This window comes from Ochrobactrum soli, assembly GCF_003664555.1.
Lineage (GTDB): Bacteria > Pseudomonadota > Alphaproteobacteria > Rhizobiales > Rhizobiaceae > Brucella > Brucella teleogrylli.
Map to the genome: position 1 here is coordinate 18,986 of NZ_RCHH01000009.1, position 17,014 is coordinate 35,999.

Sequence of the window (17,014 nt, forward strand, 5' to 3'; positions counted from 1 at the left end):
GCGGCTTTTGCATGGACGCCCGTGCATCAAGGGTCTGACGGCATCCGGGTCGCGTTTGCCTCCATCACACCCATCATCGCAAAAAAGCGCGCCGGTTCATTCCGGCGGATGATGGTGTTTGTCCATTCAAACGGGCAATATGGAGGGTAGTCATGAAAAAACTTATCGCCGCATTTCTTATCACAATTGCCGCTGGCACCGCTTCGGTCGCGCATGCCGCCGAAAAGGTAACGGTCTTTGCCGCCGCGAGCATGAAGGATGTGATCGAGGAAGCCGCCAAGCAGATCAAGGCCAAGGACGGCACGGAAGTGGTCGCTTCCTTCGCGTCTTCGTCGGTCCTGGCCAAGCAGATCGAACAGGGCGCACCGGCGCAGATTTTCATTTCCGCCGATCTCGACTGGATGGACTATGTCGAGAAGGCCAATGCCATCGACACGGCGTCGCGCAAGGTGATCGCAGGCAATGCGCTGGTTATCGCCACACAGAAGGATACGGCGAAGGCCGATGTCAAGGAACTGTTGAGCGCTGGCCGTTTCTCCATGGGCGATCCGTCCAACGTGCCTGCCGGTAAATACGGCAAGGCCGCGCTGGAAAAGCTCGATATCTGGAAAGATGTCGAGAAGAATGGCGTCTTCGCGGAGAATGTGCGCGTGGCACTGCAGTATGTCAGCCGTGGCGAAGTTAAGGCGGCCATTGTCTATGCTTCCGACCGTGCTGCCGCGCCCGATCTGGTGGAAGCCTACCGGTTCCCGGTAACCAGTCACGCGCCGATCCTCTATCCGGCGGCTCTCATTGAAAAGAATGAAAACGATGCCGCCAAGGCCTTCCTTGCTTTTCTTGAAAGCGATGCCGGTCAGGCGATCATCAAGGACAAGGGCTTTGTCGGCGCTGCGGAGGCGGGCAAGTGATGATGGAAGTGGGCGTCTGGCCGATTGTGCTGCTGTCACTCCGGGTTGCCGGAATTGCCATCCTTGTCGCTTTGCCAGTCGCGTTCCTTGTCGCGTGGATTCTTGCCCGGTTCGATTTTCCGGGCAAGTCTCTGGCGCAGGCGCTTGTGACCATGCCGCTGGTTCTGCCGCCGGTGGTCACAGGCTATCTGCTGTTGATCCTGTTCGGTGCAAGAGGGGCGTTCGGCGCACCCATGCAGGAATGGTTCGGCCTGTCCTTTTCCTTTCGGTGGACCGGTGCTGCTCTTGCCGCCGGTGTCATGGCGTTTCCGCTGCTCGTCCGTCCGATCCGCCTGTCGATTGAAGGGCTGGATCGCGGGCTTGAAGAAGCGGCGCGGACATTGGGTGCCAGCAGGCTTGTGGCCTTTTTCACCGTGATCCTGCCGCCCCTTTTGCCGGGCGTTCTGGCAGGTGCCGTGCTTGGTTTTGCCAAGGCGCTGGGTGAATTCGGCGCGACCATCACCTTTGTTTCCAATATTCCCGGCGAGACGCGAACCCTCTCGCTTGCGATTTATGCTTTGATGCAAACGCCATCGGGCGATGCTGAAGCCTTCCGACTGATTGCCATATCGGCTGCGATTTCCATCATAGCCGTCGTGCTGTCCGAATGGTTGCAGCGCAGGCTTGCCGGAGATGCCAAATGAGTGGGCTCTTTGTTTCCATCAAGGGCCGCAATGGCAAATTCGCCGTTGAAGCCGATTTTGCAGCGGGTGGTGGCGTCACTGCTTTGTTCGGCCATTCGGGGGCGGGCAAAACCACGCTTTTGAAGATGATTGCCGGAACGTTGCGCCCGGAAAGCGGTCGCATTGCGGTTGGCGATTTTGCGCTGTTCGACGCCGATAAGGGCATTGATCTGCCACCGGAGAAGCGGCGCATCGGTTATGTCTTTCAGGAAGCCCGCCTGTTTCCGCATATGAGCGTCGAGCGCAACCTGACCTATGCGCGCTGGGCGGGACACCGGCAGGCCACGCGCAATTTCGATGAGGTGGTAGCGCTTCTCGGCATCGAACAGCTTCTCGACCGTCGCCCAACGACGTTATCGGGCGGCGAGCGCCAGCGTGTCGCTATTGGCCGGGCGCTGTTGTCAGATCCGGCACTACTGCTGCTGGACGAGCCGCTTTCCTCGCTGGATCATGCGCGCCGACAGGAGATATTGCCCTTTGTCGAGCGGTTGCGTGACGAAAGCCATGTGCCGGTTGTCTATGTCAGCCACGACATTGACGAGGTGGCGCGGCTGGCCGATGAGATCGTGCTTCTTTCCGGCGGCAAGGTGACGGCAAGCGGCGAGGCGGCTTCGATATTTCCGCTGATCGATGAAGGCGATGGAGCAGGCGTGCTGCTGGAAGGCACGGTCGCCTCTTATGACCAGAGTTACAAGCTGGCGGAAATCGACCTCGGCGGCACTTCGTTCCAGTTGACGGATACGGGGCTGAAACAGGGTATGCATGTGCGACTGCGCGTGCGGGCGCGGGACGTTTCTCTGGCGCGTCAGGCGCCAGACGCAATCAGCATTCGCAATGTGCTGCCGGTCATCATTACGGGCATCGAAGCAGGCGAGGGGCCGAACGCGCATGTCTCCCTCGACTTTCAGGGGCGGCATCTGGAGGCGCGTCTGACGCGCCGCTCGGTGGACGATCTGGGCTTGCGGGCAGGCGAACGGGTGGTTGCCTTGGTGAAGGCTGTCTCGGTGGACCGGGCTGCCATTCGGTAAAAATGAAACGGCTACAATAATCTGGTTTGCGTGGCACTGCTTTTATGCTCCTGTCTTGCTGACTGGGAGAACAACATGACTGATTTGCAGAACTGGACGCCACGCCCGAAACCTGAACGCAAAGTGCTGGAAGGGCGCTATGTGCGCCTTGAACCGCTCGACCCGCAAAAGCATGGCGACGAGCTTTTTGCAGCGTCGTCGGTGACTGACGCCGACCAGCGTTTCACCTGGTTGTTCGAATTTCCACCCGCAACCCGCGCGGAATTCGAGCCTTGGCTGGACAAGGTGTCAAAAAGCGAGGACCCGTTGTTCTTCGCCGTCATCGACAAGGCCAGTGGCAAGGTGGCCGGTCGCCAGACCCTGATGCGCATTGATCCTGTGTATGGCGTGATCGAGATCGGCAATATCTATTGGGGGCCGCTGATTTCGCGCAAGCCCGCGGCAACGGAAGCGCAGTTTCTGTTCATGCAATATATCTTCGATGAGCTTGGCTATCGTCGTTATGAATGGAAGTGCAACAACGACAATGCGCCGTCCAAGCGCGCAGCGGAGCGTTTCGGCTTTACCTTCGAGGGGATTTTCCGCCAGCATATGGTGGCCAAGGGCAAGAACCGCGACACGGCCTGGTATTCGATCCTCGACAGTGAATGGCCTGCGCTCAAGAAAGCCTATCAGGCATGGCTTGCACCGGAAAACTTTGATAGTGACGGCCAGCAGATAAAGAGATTTGAGGAGTTCCGAAATCTTGGCTGAACCGCAGAAAAGCCATCCGGCCATCGCCGCCGCCGTCATCCTGATTGGTTTCGGGGTACTCGCTTATTTTGTGCCGAGCATCATGCTGGCACTGGGCGCGCGCTCGCATGTGGCCGCCGCAATCTTCGCGATTGTTTTCGTGCTGGGTTTCTTCGCCATTTTCTGGCTGCGCTCACGCGGCCAGAAAAAGCAACGATAGACCCAACTCCAGTCAGTGCAGGTCCTTTGTATAGACGAATTTGGGCATGCTCCAGTTGAAGCGCAGCGCCAGAAGTCGCAGAACAAGCCCGGCCGCCATCGCCACGAAGGCGGCGGGACCGTGCGGCACATTCAGATATAGGCCGCCGAGAAAAATGCCGCCGGTGACGACTGACACGGTGGCGTAGAGCTCCGAGCGGAACAGCAGTGGCACATCGTTGCACAGCACATCCCGCAACACGCCGCCGACGCAGCCGGTGATCATGCCTGCTGCAATCACGATGATGATCGGCATATTCATGCCAAGCGCCACGCCGCAGCCAATCACCGTGAACACCACCAGGCCGATAGCGTCGAGGAAAAGGAACATCTGCCGCAGGCGATGCATATGGCGCGCGATGAGGATGGTGGCCAAAGCAGCAAAACCGGTGATCACCAGATAGCTCGGATGCTGCACCCATGACAGCGGATGATGATCAAGCAGAACATCGCGTACCGACCCGCCGCCAAGGGCGGTTACACAGCCAAGCAGGAACACGCCAATCCAGTCCATTTCCCGACGCCCGGCGGCCAGCGCTGCTGTCATGGCTTCGGCGACAATGGCCGTGATATAGAGCACGTGAATGAGTTCTTCGCTTGCCGCGCCGCCCATACGTTTTTCCTCGTCTGATTGCTCAGGCGCAGTATTGGCCTCTATACGGATAAGATTTGATAAACAAAGCCGATAATGCTGACTAACGGAGCGGATGCCGTGAGGGCTAGTAAAGCTTCAACGGTTGGATTTGTGGATGCTCGCAAAAATATTGGCCGCGAGATAGCTTTCATCGAAGCTGCAAATCTGCATGAGCGCCGTCCGGTTGAGGAATTTCACCTCATTGTTCCGGAAGGTCAAGAGATTGTCCTCCCGCAGTTCGCGGAGCATCCGGTTGGTGTGGATCGGCGTCAGGCCGAGCGCATCGGCCAGTTCGCTCTGGGTGATGGGGCAATAGAAGCCGTTCTCGTCGCCGGTGCCATTGGCCCGCGCGCGATAGCCCAGTTCAAGCAGAAGATGTGCAACGCGCGAAACTGATGCGCGTCGTCCCAGACTGATCAGATGTTCCAGCAGAATGGTGCGCTGGCGCGCCGTCATCTCCATGAAAGCCATGGCCAGACGCGCCGATTTCAGCATGTTTTCAACCAGCGTATCGAGGTTGATTTCCAGCACCGAAATGTCAGTGATTGAAAACAGCGTGTAATAGTTGAAGCCCAATCCCGTGCGGAACCCCAAAAGGTCGCCCTTCATCGGAAAGTCGAGGATCTGCCTGTCGCCATTCGGCAGGTCGCGATAGATGCAGCACCATCCGCTGTTGATGATGAGCACCGAATTCGTCCAGTCACCCTGTCTGGATATGATCGTATGTGGCGCATAGTGCCTGGTCGAAACCGGCATCGATCGCAGAACATTCAGGTCATTCGCCTCGAAGGTCGCATCGATGGGTGGGTTCTTGAGAAGATTGAGCAGCGTGTTGTCTTCGTTATTCAGCCCCATCGGCGTTACCCGGTGCGTGGTTTGGATATCAGGATGATTGCCCGGCTCGTCCTGCACGAAAAGCGTCATATTCGACGGCCAAGCTTCCGTGAGGGGCAATGATTTGGCAAGAGGGCATTTTCTACCACTAATTGGGTAGAATAACGGATACACCCTAAACCATATTTCTATTCGCCCGTTAATCTAGGTTAATGACAGCCCGGGGGAGTTCGGCAATAATTTAGAAAAATAAGAAATATACAAGATCTTAGGGCGACTGAATACAATCATAAAATAGAACACGATGTAATCCTTGTGTTTAACTGCGGTTAAACATGGAAGAGGGTTGCGTTCTTAAAAGATTCAGAGGGCGTTAAAATGAATATTTCTGCACAGTTCAAGGATAAGGACGAGAGCCTCAACTCTCGCAATGTGTATGGGGGCCGCGTTGCTGACCAGCGTGACTTTACCAAGGAAAGGGAACAGTCCCTGATCGTCATCATAGACAGCCGCGCCTTGGATCGCGAATGTCTGGCGCATGGATTAACCAATAATTGCGCCGATATGGCCATTGCAACCTTCAGTTCTTTCGAGCAATGGCAACATCAGCGTCGTAGCCGGACCGCTGCCGCTGTTCTCTTCAATGTGGGCGGGCAGAAAGTATCCGATCCGGCGGTCGGCAATTATCTGAAATCACTCGTTTCCGAATGCGCGCCTGCGCCGGTGATCATCCTTGCCGACAAGGAAGAAATATCGCAGGTCGTCCGCGCGCTGGAGCATGGCGTGAAGGGCTATATCCCCACATCGGTCAATCTGAATGTCTGTATCGAAGCGCTGCGTCTCGCCATGGCGGGCGGCACTTTCGTCCCGGCAAGCAGTGTTCTGGCGCTGCGCCATGCAACCGACACGGGCGCGCAGCGTATTCAGCCACTGGGCGGCATGTTCACACAGCGGCAGGCCGAGGTCGTCAATGCGTTGCGTCGTGGCAAGGCCAACAAGATCATCGCCTATGAGCTGAAGCTGCGCGAAAGCACGGTGAAAGTGCATATTCGCAATATCATGAAGAAGCTCAAGGTGACCAACCGCACGGAAGTAGCCTGCATCATCAACGAGCTTTTCCCTTCGGAAACTTCATTTTCCGACCTGCAATAGCCGTCCAATCCAAGCTGATCCTCCCGTGAAGGAGCATTGTTGTGATTATCTCCGACGTTTCATCAGGAAGCGCGCGGCAGCCGGTTGCCGACCTTCTGGACACTGTCAAGCGCAGAAGGCTGATGCTGACCGTGCCCATTCTCGTGGGCATAGGGGCCGGTTTCCTCGGCTATATGAATGCCCCGGTCTCTTACGTCTCGGAGGCTGTGGTTGTTCTGGACATGCGCCGTCTACAGGCGCTTCCAAGTGAAAGCGCCATCACGCCGCTGCCGCAGGATAGCCCGGTTTTGCGCTCCGAGCTTGATATCATCAATTCGCGGATGATGGCGCGTAAGGTCATCGATATCCTGAAGGCGGACGGCTTCACGGTGCCGCCCGCGGCGACGCAGGATAGCGATCCGGCGACACAGGAGCGGCAGCAGATCGACCTTCTGCTGTCGCGGTTGCAGGTTACCAACGACGGTCGTTCCTATACGATCTTCATTTCGTATCGTGCATCCGATCCGGTCTATGCCGCCAAGGTCGCCAATGCATTCGCGACCGCCTATCTCGACCATCAGGTGGATGTGCAGCAATCGGCGGCCAAGCGCGTCAGCGAGTGGCTTGGCGAAAAGCTGGTCACATTGCGCAACGATCTTGAAACCGCCGAACGGGCGGCGGAAGATTTCCGGCAGAAATCCGGTCTGGCGGGTGATCAGGGGCAGATGACCTTTCAGGCGCAGCGCGTTGCGGCCTTGAATACGGAGATCGTCGCGGCAACCGGTGCCGTGTCGTCAGCAGAAGCGCGGTTGCAGACTGCGCAAGCTCTGAAAGGCAGCAGCGATGCGCCGGCCCTGGCAGAAGTTTTGGCCTCGCCGGCCATCCAGCAATTGCGTAATGAAGAGGCGCGTGTTGAACGCCAGCTGGGCGAGCTGCAATCGAACGGTGCTTTGAAAAGCGCCGAGATTCCGGTTTTGACGGCAGAGCGGGATGCGCTGCGACAACAGATTGTCGGGCAGGTCGATCAGATCGTGCAGAGCCTTAGCAATGAAATCCAGATCGCCCGGCAAAGGCGGTCAAGTCTCGAAGAGGCGCTGAAAGCCGCTGAAGCGGACCTTGCCAGCGCCAATCAGGCGCAGGTAACGGCGGCGCAGCTCGACCGCGAAGCCAATGCCAGCCGCGTTGTCTATGAAAGTTATCTGACGCGGTACAAGCAACTGATCGAGCAGGACGGTATCGCCTCGGCAGAAGCGCAGCTTATTTCCAGCGCCGAACCGGCGATGGCCAAGGCAAGCCCGAAACTGATCAACTGGCTGCTGCTCGGCATCGGCTTGGGCGGGCTTTTTGCCGTTGCGGGTGCGATGCTGAAGGAGACCTTCGATCGGATCAGACCGGCGCAGACTTCATCGCTCGCTTTGCCGGGAATTCCGGCGGCAACCTTGCTGCCTAAAACGCCGCGCCTGACCGTACCTTTGCTGATCAATGGCGGGCTGGACCCGGCCAGCGCTTTCGGGCGCGCCATCAAGTCCGTGCACGATCGTCTGCGGGCGTTGACGCGAGGACGCGATTCACTCGCTCTATCCGTCATTTCCCTGTCCGATACCGACGGCAAAAGTCTGGTAATCACGGCGCTGGCACAGCAATTTGCCGCGAGCGGTGTTTCGATAGCGGTGATTGATGCGACCAATGGCCAGTCCGGCCTTTGTGCGGCTTTCGGTCTGCCTGTTGGTGATTTGCAGCCACCCGCTACAGCCAAAAAGCTGAGTGGTGCGGCACTGATTCACGATCATGGCTCGGGCATCGATATCATCAGGCCGCATCGACCAGCCCCGGAAGGCGACTGGCTGGGCGGGCTCATTGCGCAGCTGCGCGCCGATCACAAGATCATCCTGGTGGATTTGCCGCCCTTCAAGGAAGACAAGCGGTCGGTTCTGATGTCCCGCGCCACGGATACAGCACTTCTTGTGGTCAGCGATGACCGGCGCGATTCCGGTGCAACCAATGCGCTGGTGCAGACGCTGGCCTCTTTTGGCCGCAAGCCCGCGCTTGCCGTCGTCAGTCAGACCCCGGCGATCTACACGGGAAGGATGGCCGACACGTTGGCGACAGGCCGCGCCCTGCTGTCGGCGCTGTTCAAGCGTGGCCGGTCTGTGCCGGACCCGACCCAGAGACAGATATAGGAGGGGGAGCCATGCCAAAGATCATAGAGAGGCACCGCTTCGCCCGTCATTTGCAGGCATCGGTGTTTTCCGCCGCGCTGTTGTTCGGCGCGGGCAATCTGGCGCTGGCCGAGGGGCAGATTTACCGCGTCGGAGCGAATGACGTGCTGCAAGTCACGGTTTATGGCCAACCTTCCCTCACCGGGCTCTATCCCGTCGATGTGGATGGCAATATCGGTTACCCGGTTGTCGGCAACGTTTCCGTGCGCGGACTGACGACGATTGAAATCAGTGAGAGGATCGCCGCATCCCTGTCGCAGCATATTCCGGGTCTGACGGTGACGGCGACGATCAATCAATATGCGCCGGTCTTTGTTGTCGGCGATATCAAGTCGCCCGGCAAATATGAGTACAGGCCGGGTATGGTCGCGCTGGAACTGATGGCGCTCGGCGGTGGCGCGGGCAAGGGCGAAGCGCCCGCCATGACCGCAGGGATGCAGCTGATCGCTGCACAGCAGGAATATTCCGATCTGCAATTGCAGATTGCCGCCCAGACAATCCGCCGTGCGCGCCTGGCTGCCGAATTGCAGGGGGGCGAGTTCGACTACACGCCATCGCAGCAATCCAACGTATCGAAAGACGATCAGGTGATGGTCCAGCATATGCTGGAAGGCGAACGCACGCTGTTCGACGTGCGCCGCACCAATATGAAAGCCGAGCGGCAGGCACTGGAAGCGCAGGTCGCAAGTTATGGCGATGAAATCCGCACATTGCAGGAAAGCATCAAGCTGCATGATTCCGAAATCCAGCTGTTGCAGGAAAATGTAGATTCCAGCCGGTCGTTGGTCGATCGCGGCCTTGCCGCCAAATCGAACCTGCGTGATCAGGAACGTGACCTGTCGGCGACCCGCCGAGATGCGCTGGAGCTGGCGTCATTTCTGGCGCGGGCGCGGCAAAACCAGCTCGCCGTGCAGCAGCGTATCGCCAATCTGGAAGAGGTCCGGCGCAGCGATGCGGCAACCAGCTTGCAGGAGGTCGATCTCAATCTGGCGCGGATGGAGCGGCGCAGCGGCGCGCAAATCCAGACCATGGCGGAAATCGCCAAGTCTTCCGGCAATATCTCATCATCCGATATGCGCAAGAAGCTGATCTTCACGATCAGCCGCAACGTCAATGGCTCGTTTCAGGACATCGTCGGCAACGAGCGGACGGAAATCAAACCGGGCGATATTCTGCGTATCGAACTCGATATGAGCAAAATCAACACGTCGCCGTCGTAGTGATCCTTTTCCCTCATCCTTGTACGTTGTCGATAGTGTAAAATAGGTGACGTGACGGAGGCGCGTGTCATCCTTGGGACTTGACCCCGTGCCTCAGCAAGCGCCTCCGTTGCATCCTTTCGCTCGAACGGTTGGCTGGGCTTTGAGCCCGCGTTGCAAGGAGGAGCACCCATGGATGCCTCACAGGATTTTATGGTCGGGATAGATGTCTCCAAGGCCTATCTGGATGTTGCGCGCTACGGGGTCACATCGGTGGCGCGATGGAACAACGATGTGACAGGCTGCCATGAACTCGCAGCCGCGGTAGCGGGAGCCAGTCTGGTCGTTGTCGAAGCAACTGGCGGCTACGAGACGCCTATGGTGCGCACGTTGGCGGCGGTTGGCATTGCGGTTGCCGTCGTTAATCCCCGCCAGGTCCGCGACTTTGCCAGAGCCAGCGGTCGGTTGGCCAAGACCGATCGGGTCGATGCGCGGGTCATCCTGCACTTCGCCAAGGCGATGCGGCCGGCACAGATCCCCCATATCGACGACGGCCGCATTGCCTTGGCCGCGCTGGTGACACGCCGCCGCCAACTCATCGACATGGCCATTGCCGAGAAGAACCGCCTCGAACATGCATCTGCAGACATCGCCGCTCTCATCCATGAGTTGCTTGCCTCCTTCAAGGCGCAGCTCATCCGCATCGACACGGCTATCGCCTTGGCCATCGAGGCTGAACCCGAGATGGCAGAACGGCGCAACCTCCTGCTCTCGGTACCCGGCATCGGCGAGACAACAGCCGCCATTCTCATCGCCGAACTGCCGGAACTGGGCAGCATTGATGACAAGAAGCTCGCCGCTCTGATAGGGGTTGCTCCTATAGCCTATGACAGCGGCATGATGCGCGGGCAGCGCCATATCGGCGGTGGCCGCACTACCGTGCGTTGCGCACTCTACATGGCCACCCTGTCGGCCATTCGTTGCTCGACAACAATCAAGATCTTCTACACAAGGCTGCGCGATGCCGGAAAACCGCCAAAGGTCGCCATCGTCGCCGCCATGCGAAAGCTCGCAACCATTCTTAACACCATCCTGCGAAGGCGAACTCCTTGGACCTCTCAACAACACGGTTGCTGAGGAGCCGCCGCAGGCGGCGTCTCGAAGGACGGGAAACGGCTGGCAAACATATCAATTTCCATCTGGAACCCTCGTGCTTCGAGACGGCGCTGCGCGCCTCCTCAGCATGAGGGTGTGGGCGATAATGGGTGAAACAGGTCCTCTATGCCGCGACGGCTTCAGCGCTTTCTTCCACCCAGGCGGAATAGACGGCGCGTAGGCCATCTTCGAGGCTGATGCGTGGCCTCCAGCCGAGTGCGGCCATGCGGGATGTATCGAGGAACTTGCGCGGCGTGCCATCCGGCTTGCTCAGATCATGCTCGAACCGGCCCTCATAGCCCACGACACGGGCAATCAGCAGCGCCAGATCCTTGATCGATATTTCCTCGCCGGAGCCGATATTGACCGGCTCGAACCCATGGTGAAACTGCAAGAGATGCAGGCAGGCCTCGGCCAGATCATCAACATGCAGGAATTCGCGCAGCGGCGTGCCGCTGCCCCATAGGGTCACCTGCTCTGCACCCATGATTTTCGCTTCATGGATTCGGCGCATCAACGCTGGCAACACATGCGACGTTTTCAGGTCGAAATTATCATTCGGACCGTAGAGATTGGTCGGCATTGCCGTCATGAAGCAGTCACCGAACTGGCGCGCGCAGGCCTCGGCATATTTCAGCCCGGCAATCTTGGCGATGGCATAAGCTTCGTTGGTCGCTTCAAGCGGCCCCATCATCAGGGCGTCTTCGGTCAGCGGTTGCGCCGCGTCGCGCGGGTAGATGCAACTAGACCCCAGCCAGAGCAGGCGTTCCACGCCGGTCTGGTGCGCGGCGTGGATGACATTTATGCCGATGGCGAGATTGTCATAGAGAAAATCGGCGGGGGATTGCGCATTGGCAAGAATGCCGCCGACATGGGCCGCCGCAATGATGATGACATCAGGTTTGCGCCCGGTAATGAAGTTCTCGGTTGGTCCCTGACGGGTCAGGTCCAGCGCGCTGTGCGCGGCAGTGATGATGTCGCAATCCGTGCCGTGCAGGCGGCGCAGGATGGCCGAACCGACCATGCCGGTATGCCCGGCGACGAAAATCTTCTTGCCTGCCAGCGAATAGACCGGTTCTGCGGTCCCGTTAATGTCCATAGAAGTCATTGCGCCCAGCCTCCCGCATGATATTGCGCAAATCCCAATCCACCATCTCGGCAACAAGGCTGTCGAAGCCGGTCGTGTGCTGCCAGCCAAGGCGGCTATGGGCTTTCGATGCGTCGCCCAACAGGAAATCCACCTCATTCGGACGGAAATAGCGCGGGTCGATCTCGATCAGGCAATTGCCGGTCTTCCGGTCAATGCCGATTTCCTCCACGCCATCGCCCTTCCATTCAATCTGCTTGTCGACGGCCTTGAAGGCATGTTCGACAAATTCACGCACCGTATGGGTCTCGCCGGTGGCGAGCACATAATCATCCGGTGTCTCTTCCTGCAGGATGCGCCACATGCCCTCCACATAATCGCGGGCATGGCCCCAGTCGCGGCGGGCATTCAGATTGCCAAGACGCAGCTTGTCCTGCAAACCGCGCTCGATGGCCGCGACGGCGCGGGTGATCTTGCGGGTAACGAAAGTCTCACCGCGCAGCGGGCTTTCATGGTTGAACAGGATGCCGTTCGAGGCGTGGAAACCATAGGCCTCGCGATAATTCACCGTGGTCCAATAGGCATAGAGCTTGGCCGTTGCATAAGGGCTCTGGGGCATGAACGGCGTATGCTCGTTCTGCGCGTGTGGCGAGGAATTGCCGAAAAGCTCGGAGGTTGAAGCCTGATAGAAGCGGCAAGTCTTGCCAAGGCCGAGAATACGGATGGATTCCAGGAGGCGCAGCGTGCCGAGCGCATCCGTATTGGCGGTGTATTCCGGCGTTTCGAAACTCACCTGCACATGGCTTTGCGCGCCGAGATTGTAAATCTCGTCGGGGCGCACTTCCTGTATGACGCGGCATAGATTGGTGGCGTCGGTCAAGTCGCCGAAATGCAGGCGAAAGCGCACGTCTTCCTCGTGCGGATCCTGATAGAGATGGTCGATACGCCCGGTATTGAACGAGGACGAACGCCGCTTCAGACCATGAACGCGATAGCCCTTCTTGAGCAGAAGCTCACTCAGATAGGCGCCATCCTGGCCGGTAACACCGATGATGAGCGCGGTTTTCTCACGCTGATTATCATGCAAGCTATCGTGCAATCTATCGTTCAAGGGACTGCCCTCCGTCCTGAATATCCATGAGACCATGTTACCGATTTCGTGTCGCGGCAGAACGGCTCCAAAACGGCAAGCACGGCTGTGCCTAACCCTCTTCGGGTGAAGCGGTGATGGTGTCCGCTATGACCCGATGCACCCAAAGAGGTAGGCACTTCGCCCGCTTGGCGTGCCGCCCATGCCTTTGGGTTTCTTGCGATGAACGACCCGCTGTTGCGATGCTACTTCCATGAGGTCGAAAAGACGGGAGACGGGGCTCATGCGCGTTGTGCTTGCCAATCGTTATTTTTATCCGGACCAGTCCGCGACAAGTCGCATGGTCTCCAGTCTGGCGCAGACGCTTGTGGGCGAGGGCATTGAAACGGCGATTCTGACCAGCCGCAGTTTCCATGACAACCGCAGGGAAACCTTGCCCGCGCGTGAGACGATTGATGGTGTCGATGTGCATCGCATCTGGACCTCAGGCTTTGGTCGCGGAAAACTGGCCGGGCGGGCGGTCGATTATGCCACCTTCCATCTTTCCGCTGCGGCCTGGTTCGCGACCCATGCCCGCAAGGACGATATCTGCGTGATCTGCACCGATCCGCCCTTGCTGTCGGTTTCGGCAGCATTGCCGATCCGGCTTCGGCGGGCAAAGCTTGTCAACTGGGTGATGGATCTTTTCCCGGAAACGGCAATCGAGCTTGGTCTGGTTAAACCGGGCAGCGCATCGGCAAGGCTGACGCTGGCGCTGCGCAACTGGTCCATGCGCCAGTCGGCACTGACGATCTGCCCCATTGAGCGCATGTCGCGCTATCTTGCTTCAACGGGCATAGCGCGCGAGAATTTGAGCGTTGTGCATCACTGGGCGGATCGCAACGAGATCATGCCGGTAGCCCCTTCGGAAAATCCGCTGCGCCGCGCCTGGGGGCTGGGGCGAAAATTCGTCATCGGCTATTCCGGTAATTTCGGTCGGGCGCATGAATTCCAGACCGTTCTCGACGCAGCCGAGCGGCTGAAACATATGAAAAGCGTTGTTTTCCTGATGATCGGCGAGGGGCAGCAGCGGGGCTTTGTCGAAAGCGAAGTCAAACGGCGCGGCTTGACCAATGTGATGATGAAGCCGTTTCAACCGGTCGAAAAACTCTCCGAAAGCCTCGGCGCTGCCAATGTCCATCTGGTGTCGCTTAAGCCAGAACTGGAACATTGCATCGTGCCGAGCAAGTTCTACGGGGTGCTGGCAGCGGGGCGTCCGACAATCTTCATTGGCGACCCCGATGGCGAGATAGGCTCCATCGTTCGTGATTTCGAATGCGGCGCAGCATTGCGTCCGGGCGAGGTGGACCGTCTGGTCGAGGCCGTTTTGCATATGCGCCATTCGGCGGTTGGCCGCATGACCATGGGTAACAATGCACGCTATCTGATGGAAACCGCCTATTCCCGCGAATATGGCGCGGCCATGTGGCAATCGGCGGTGGGGCGTCTGGAAGAGAAAAGCGTGCCGGCAGCAATGCCGGTTCTGGATCGCAAATTCCAGTCGGGAGAGCTTCGATGATGGATGGCTCAGTTGTCGTCACCCAGCTTGGGGCGCGTATGCATTATGCCGTACCGCGCATTTTTGCCGACCGGCAAAGGCTCGCGCATTTCTATACCGATATTTGCGCCTTGCAGGGCTGGCCGCGTCTTTTGAACGGTCTGCCGCCCACCATGCTTCCAACCGCCGTGCGGCGGTTGATCGGGCGTGCGCCGCAGGGCATCCCGCAGGAGCGGATGACGACTTTTCCGGGCTTCGGCCTGCATTCCGCCGTGCGCAGGCTTGCCAACCAGACCGGGCCGAAATCGACCGCCAACGCCATCTGGGCCGGACAGCGATTTGGGCAATTGGTGGCGGACAGCGGTTTTCACGGGGCAAGCGGGGTTTACGCGTTCAGCGGTGAGGCGCTGGAGCAGCTGACCGCTGCGCGACAGGCAGGATTATGGACTGCCGTTGAACAGATGATCGCGCCGCGCACTGTGGTCGATCAATTGGCCTGCGAAGAGGAAGTGCTCAATCCCGGCTGGCATGTGTCCGCTGCCGACGATGTGCATGCCGATGATTTTGCAGCACGTGAAAGGGCGGAATGGGCCATTGCCGACGCGGTGGTCTGTCCGTCGGACTTTGTGGCGCGCCATGTAATCGAGGCCGGATGCCAGCCGGATAAGGTGGTGGTCGTGCCTTATGGGGTGGACAAGCGCTTTCCGCTCAATCAATCGCTGCGCGCGCCGGGGCCGTTGCGGGTGCTGACGGTCGGTGCAGTCGGGTTGCGCAAGGGCTCGCCCTATGTGGGCGCGGTTGCGAGGGCTGTGCGGGATATCGCGCAGTTTCGCATGGTCGGGCCGATTGACGTGCAGCCGGAAGCTGTTGCGACCCTGTCGGCCAGCGTGGAGCTGACCGGCCCGATCCCGCGCAGCGAAATGCAGGCGCAGTTCGAATGGGCGGATGTGTTCCTGTTGCCATCGCTTTGCGAAGGGTCGGCCACCGCCGTCTATGAAGCGCTGGCGGCAGGCTTGCCGGTCATTTGCACGGACAATACCGGCAGCGTCGTGCGGCATGGCATTGATGGCTACATTGTGCCGATACGCGACGTGGCCGAGACGGCGGAAATTCTCAAACAACTGACTGGCAATCCGGCCATGCTGGCACGGATGAGCGACAGCGCACGTGAGCGCGCCGCCGATTATACGGTGGCGCGTTATGGCGAGCGTCTTGTCGCAGCCCTTTCGCAGCACACACGGAGATTGGCGGCATGAAGATTGTTCACGTCATCGGTTCCTACGATCCCGCCAAAGGCGGCCCGCAGGCGGTCATTGTCAGGCTGGCGGCGGCGCAGGCAGCACTTGGACATAGCGTGACGATCGTCAGCTATAGCGATGAAGACGTGAACCGCCGCGCGGCCAAGGCCGCCGAAACCATACCGGATTTCGACAAGGTGCAGACGTTATTGCTTCCGATGCCCGATCTGCGGGAAATGCTGTTCGGAAGCCGGGCGGCAAAGGCTATGGCGCCGCTAATCCGTGCGGCGGATTTTGTGCATCTGCACGGTGTCTGGGAAACCAATCTGCTGCGGGCTTCCATGCTGTGCCGTCGCTTCGGCGTGCCATACTGCATCTGTTGTTGCGGCATGCTCGATATGTGGAGCATGCAACAGCGATCGTGGAAGAAGAAACTGGCGCTGGCGCTGGCCTTTCGCCGGATGCTCGATGGCGCGGCCTTCATTCAGGCGCTCAATCGTGATGAAATCGAGCTGATGCGACCCTTGGGGCTGAAGCCGCCAAGCCTGATCATTCCAAATGGCATTTTCCTCGATGAAGTCGAAGGTGACGCTGGCGCTGACGACAGTGCAGCACTGGCAAAACTGCCGAACCGGCGCTTTGTGCTGTTTCTGTCGCGCCTGCATTACAAGAAGGGTCTCGACATTCTGGCCGATGCCTATCGCCGGATTGCACCGATCCTGCCAGATGTCGACCTCGTCGTTGCGGGGCCGGATGGCGGTGCTGAGCATGATTTTCGCGAGCAGATCCGCCAATATGGGCTGGAAAAGCGTGTGCATCTGGTTGGCGGGCTTTATGGTTCCGACAAGATCGCTGCGCTGAAACGGTCAGCCTGTTTTTGCCTGCCAAGCCGGCAGGAAGGTTTCAGCGTCGCCATTACCGAGGCGCTTGCCTGCGGTGTGCCGGTGGTGATCACCGATGCCTGCCATTTTCCTGAAGTCGCCGAGGCGGGAGCGGGCGTAGTCTGCGCTGTGGATGCCGAAGCCGTTGCGGCTGGGCTGATGCAGATTCTGGACGATCCCACGCGGGCGGTCTGGATGGGCGAGGCGGGCCATAAGCTGGTTGGGGACAATTACACCTGGCCGCGCATCGCGCTGCAAACCCTCGATGCCTATCAGTCCTATCAAAAGCGCAAGACAGGCTCGATCATGGGCGGAAATGGCTATAGCCTTATCCGCGAGCGCCGGATGGGACCGGTTTAAC

Annotated in this window: 16 protein-coding genes; 12 read left to right on the plus strand and 4 right to left on the minus strand. The window is 58.9% G+C overall.

The window, feature by feature from the left end:
• The first annotated feature begins 152 nt into the window (after positions 1-152).
• The 5 genes from modA to D8666_RS15810 all read left to right on the plus strand — a co-directional run bounded on the left by modA (position 153) and on the right by D8666_RS15810 (position 3,610).
• Positions 153-908, plus strand: coding sequence for a molybdate ABC transporter substrate-binding protein (modA, locus tag D8666_RS15790; protein ID WP_109367709.1), 756 nt, complete (start codon positions 153-155; stop codon positions 906-908).
• Positions 908-1,591: a molybdate ABC transporter permease subunit gene (modB, locus tag D8666_RS15795; RefSeq protein WP_109367708.1), complete on the plus strand. Its 684-nt coding sequence runs from the start codon at positions 908-910 to the stop codon at positions 1,589-1,591. The genes modA and modB overlap by 1 nt, the downstream gene beginning before the upstream one ends.
• Entirely contained in the window at positions 1,588-2,658 is a 1,071-nt protein-coding gene (gene modC, locus D8666_RS15800; protein ID WP_109367707.1) for a molybdenum ABC transporter ATP-binding protein, read from the plus strand. The genes modB and modC overlap by 4 nt, the downstream gene beginning before the upstream one ends.
• Before the next feature lie 75 nt (positions 2,659-2,733).
• Positions 2,734-3,411: a GNAT family N-acetyltransferase gene (locus D8666_RS15805; protein WP_121538740.1), complete on the plus strand. Its 678-nt coding sequence runs from the start codon at positions 2,734-2,736 to the stop codon at positions 3,409-3,411.
• Positions 3,404-3,610, plus strand: a complete 207-nt coding sequence (locus D8666_RS15810; RefSeq protein ID WP_121538742.1) for a hypothetical protein — start codon at positions 3,404-3,406, stop codon at positions 3,608-3,610. The genes D8666_RS15805 and D8666_RS15810 overlap by 8 nt, the downstream gene beginning before the upstream one ends.
• Before the next feature lie 12 nt (positions 3,611-3,622).
• Here the strand turns inward: D8666_RS15810 and D8666_RS15815 are convergent, their stop codons facing one another.
• On the minus strand, positions 3,623-4,261 hold the full coding sequence (locus D8666_RS15815; RefSeq protein WP_109367704.1) for a trimeric intracellular cation channel family protein: 639 nt from the start codon (positions 4,259-4,261) through the stop codon (positions 3,623-3,625).
• A 117-nt stretch (positions 4,262-4,378) separates the two neighbouring features.
• Positions 4,379-5,137 carry a Crp/Fnr family transcriptional regulator gene (locus tag D8666_RS15820; RefSeq protein WP_109368019.1) on the minus strand — a complete coding sequence of 253 codons (759 nt, stop codon included), beginning with the start codon at positions 5,135-5,137 and terminating at the stop codon, positions 4,379-4,381.
• A gap of 357 nt (positions 5,138-5,494) precedes the next feature.
• On the opposite strand from D8666_RS15820, the gene D8666_RS15825 reads away from it, so the two are divergent.
• The 4 genes from D8666_RS15825 (at position 5,495) to D8666_RS15845 (ending at position 10,802) form a co-directional block, all read left to right on the plus strand.
• Positions 5,495-6,268, plus strand: coding sequence for a response regulator transcription factor (locus D8666_RS15825; protein WP_109367703.1), 774 nt, complete (start codon positions 5,495-5,497; stop codon positions 6,266-6,268).
• 41 nt (positions 6,269-6,309) lie between these two features.
• Positions 6,310-8,427, plus strand: coding sequence for a GumC family protein (locus tag D8666_RS15830; protein ID WP_121538744.1), 2,118 nt, complete (start codon positions 6,310-6,312; stop codon positions 8,425-8,427).
• Positions 8,428-8,438: 11 nt separating this feature from the next.
• Positions 8,439-9,686 (plus strand): polysaccharide biosynthesis/export family protein, encoded by a 1,248-nt coding sequence (locus tag D8666_RS15835; protein ID WP_109367701.1) that lies wholly within the window; start codon positions 8,439-8,441, stop codon positions 9,684-9,686.
• A gap of 171 nt (positions 9,687-9,857) precedes the next feature.
• Positions 9,858-10,802 carry an IS110 family RNA-guided transposase gene (locus D8666_RS15845; protein ID WP_109367700.1) on the plus strand — a complete coding sequence of 315 codons (945 nt, stop codon included), beginning with the start codon at positions 9,858-9,860 and terminating at the stop codon, positions 10,800-10,802.
• A gap of 142 nt (positions 10,803-10,944) precedes the next feature.
• Here the strand turns inward: D8666_RS15845 and D8666_RS15850 are convergent, their stop codons facing one another.
• Both D8666_RS15850 and gmd read right to left on the minus strand, forming a co-directional pair.
• The gene (locus tag D8666_RS15850) at positions 10,945-11,919 is read right to left on the minus strand and encodes a GDP-L-fucose synthase family protein (RefSeq protein ID WP_109367699.1); all 975 of its coding nucleotides are present in this window, start codon (positions 11,917-11,919) and stop codon (positions 10,945-10,947) included.
• Positions 11,909-12,994 carry a GDP-mannose 4,6-dehydratase gene (gmd, locus tag D8666_RS15855; protein ID WP_109367698.1) on the minus strand — a complete coding sequence of 362 codons (1,086 nt, stop codon included), beginning with the start codon at positions 12,992-12,994 and terminating at the stop codon, positions 11,909-11,911. Before gmd ends, D8666_RS15850 begins: the two co-directional genes overlap by 11 nt.
• A gap of 286 nt (positions 12,995-13,280) precedes the next feature.
• Here gmd and D8666_RS15860 point away from each other — a divergent pair, with 286 nt between their 5' ends.
• The 3 genes from D8666_RS15860 to D8666_RS15870 are packed head-to-tail and all read left to right on the plus strand — an operon-like array spanning position 13,281 to position 17,013.
• Positions 13,281-14,555, plus strand: coding sequence for a glycosyltransferase family 4 protein (locus tag D8666_RS15860; protein ID WP_109367697.1), 1,275 nt, complete (start codon positions 13,281-13,283; stop codon positions 14,553-14,555).
• On the plus strand, positions 14,555-15,790 hold the full coding sequence (locus tag D8666_RS15865) for a glycosyltransferase family 4 protein (protein WP_109368018.1): 1,236 nt from the start codon (positions 14,555-14,557) through the stop codon (positions 15,788-15,790). Before D8666_RS15860 ends, D8666_RS15865 begins: the two co-directional genes overlap by 1 nt.
• Positions 15,787-17,013, plus strand: coding sequence for a glycosyltransferase (locus D8666_RS15870; RefSeq protein ID WP_109367696.1), 1,227 nt, complete (start codon positions 15,787-15,789; stop codon positions 17,011-17,013). Before D8666_RS15865 ends, D8666_RS15870 begins: the two co-directional genes overlap by 4 nt.
• Position 17,014 lies beyond the last annotated feature (1 nt).